Origin of the sequence: Desulfurobacterium sp., from assembly GCF_027028515.1 — a bacterium.
Lineage (GTDB): Bacteria > Aquificota > Aquificia > Desulfurobacteriales > Desulfurobacteriaceae > Desulfurobacterium_A.
In genome coordinates this window covers 1-1975 of the sequence record NZ_JALVIW010000015.1, presented here as the reverse complement: position 1 = coordinate 1975, position 1975 = coordinate 1, and the positions used below count along the sequence as shown (strand labels likewise).

The following is a 1975-nucleotide window of genomic DNA, read 5'->3' as shown; positions in this document are numbered from 1 at the left end:
GTAGAAGAAGTATTTGTTTCCGGTTATAAGCCCCAACAGGACGCTTGCGAAGACGAAGAATCCTGCAAGGAATGATGTTATCCTCTCAACATACCAGCTGTCAGTTTTTGCCCTGTAGATTGCCACTTTCTCCCTCCTTTTCGAAGATTATTTTACAGTTAGACGGAACTGAGTTGTAGAGCCCCTCTGCACTATAAAAATTACCACCAAAGCAGACTCCTGAAAAGTCCCCAGCGAGGTTAAAAACAAAGCCATTTTCAGAACATCCTTTTTCTTTGTCAAAGAGTTTCACAGTTGTGTCGTTTCCTGCCCAGCTAACAATGGCTCCAAATTTTTCAATCATTCCTCTTTCAGTTTCAACAGGAAAAATGCCTTTGACTTTGTATTCAAGGATTAATAAACCATCATCACACTGGTAAACTTTTTCAGGAACTGTTAGTTGTCTTCCCATCAGTTGAGCATTTATGAATGGCCATTCCATAGGGTAGAACGTAAGCAGAAACACTTTCAATCCTTGGTGTGCGGATGTTACCTTGAGTATAAGGGCTGGAAATGTTGCTGGGCCATTTTTGATTTTGACTATGTAAGAGGTTACAACTGGTGAAATGTTTTCTACTTGAGAGAAGACATCTGCCGGAATATTTTCATCACTGCTGTTATTAGAGGATATTTCTTCTATTGGTTTTGGTGAATTTTTGGGTTTATGTTCTAACTTCCTTCCTATAAAGTGTGCTGATGGCTTAAATGTTAGTTTGTAGTGGATTACAAAACCTAAAGAAAAAGCGGTGATAGCAGCAGATATAGCTATTACGATGTTAAGGAACGTTCTCATTTAACTCTTCGAGCTCCCTTCTTGCTTCTGCTGAGAGAGGACTTGCAGGTTTAAGTTTAATACATTTTCTTAAAAACCTTATGCCCTGTTCTCTTTTTCCTTCATGTAAGTATATTTTACCAAGGTTACAGTATGGTTCTTGAATGTTCGGATGGAGTTCTATAAGCTGATAGTATATCTCCTTTGCCTTTTCAATCTGTCCTTCTTTCTGTAGTAGTTCTGCAAGTTTAAGATAAGCCGGGACAAAGTCTACGTTGTTCCTTATAGCAAGAATAAGTTCTTTTTTAGCTTTTTCTGTATTTCCTGCTTTTTCATCGAGAAGTGCAAGTCTGTAATAGGCCACTTCTGGGGTAAGGTAAAGAGGGTTGGAAAGTGCTTTTAAGTAAAATTCTCTTGCTTTATCAGGTTTCCCCTTTTCCTCGTATAGGATTCCCAGATTAAGCCAGGCTTCTGAGAAGTCGGGCTTCATGGAAATTGCTTTTCTAAGGAAGCGTTCTGCTTTGTCTAAGTCCCCTCTCTTTAAGAATGCAAGCCCTATTGCGTTGTAGATTTTGGGATCATCAGGGGTGAGTTTCTTAGCCTTAAACAGGTAGTTAAGGGCGAGAGGAATTTCTCCCAATTCCAGGTATGCTATTCCTATCTGATAGTAGCCTTCCGCTTTCTCTTTTTTTGTGGGTTTTTTCTCCACCACAGGTTGGGGAGGTGGTGGAGGTTTCCTCTCCGTTTTTTCCTTTGAATTACCCCACAAAGACATACATGAAGTTAGCAGAGTAACGGCAACCAACAGAGGGATTATCTTTTTCATGGTCTTCCCTTTATAAGAAAAAGAGCTTCCATTCTTGTAGGTTCTTTTCTCATAACTCCCTTAACGGAACTTGTTACCGTGTAAGATCCCGGTTTCTTTACGCCTCTCATTATCATACACAGGTGTTGAGCTTCTACTACGACCATAACTCCCTTTGCTCCAAGTTTTTCCATAATTGCGTTTGCTATCTGCTCAGTCATCCTTTCCTGAAGTTGAAGCCTCTTTGCGTAAACGTCCACAATTCGAGCCAGTTTGGAAAGACCGGTAACTTTGTTATCTCCTGGAATGTAAGCAACGTGGGCTTTACCGAAAAATGGAAGCATGTGATGTTCACACAT

At 40.2% G+C, this 1975-nt stretch carries 3 protein-coding genes; all 3 read right to left on the bottom strand.

Features of this window, described 5'->3' with window-relative positions; all coding sequences use genetic code 11:
* Positions 1–100 precede the first annotated feature (100 nt).
* Positions 101–832: a hypothetical protein gene (locus MV676_RS01765; protein ID WP_297444723.1), complete on the bottom strand. Its 732-nt coding sequence runs from the start codon at positions 830–832 to the stop codon at positions 101–103.
* Entirely contained in the window at positions 816–1637 is an 822-nt protein-coding gene (locus MV676_RS01760) for a tetratricopeptide repeat protein (RefSeq protein WP_297444721.1), read from the bottom strand. The genes MV676_RS01765 and MV676_RS01760 overlap by 17 nt, the downstream gene beginning before the upstream one ends.
* Positions 1634–1975: GTP cyclohydrolase I (gene folE, locus MV676_RS01755; protein WP_297444719.1), on the bottom strand; the 342-nt coding region annotated here is incomplete at its 5' end. The genes folE and MV676_RS01760, both read right to left, overlap by 4 nt.

Bases quoted from the DNA above. Each gene is read 5' to 3' on its own strand.
- MV676_RS01765 (WP_297444723.1), bottom strand. From the start codon at position 832: ATGAGAACGTTCCTTAACATCGTAATAGCTATATCTGCTGCTATCACC.
- MV676_RS01760 (WP_297444721.1), bottom strand. From the start codon at position 1,637: ATGAAAAAGATAATCCCTCTGTTGGTTGCCGTTACTCTGCTAACTTCA.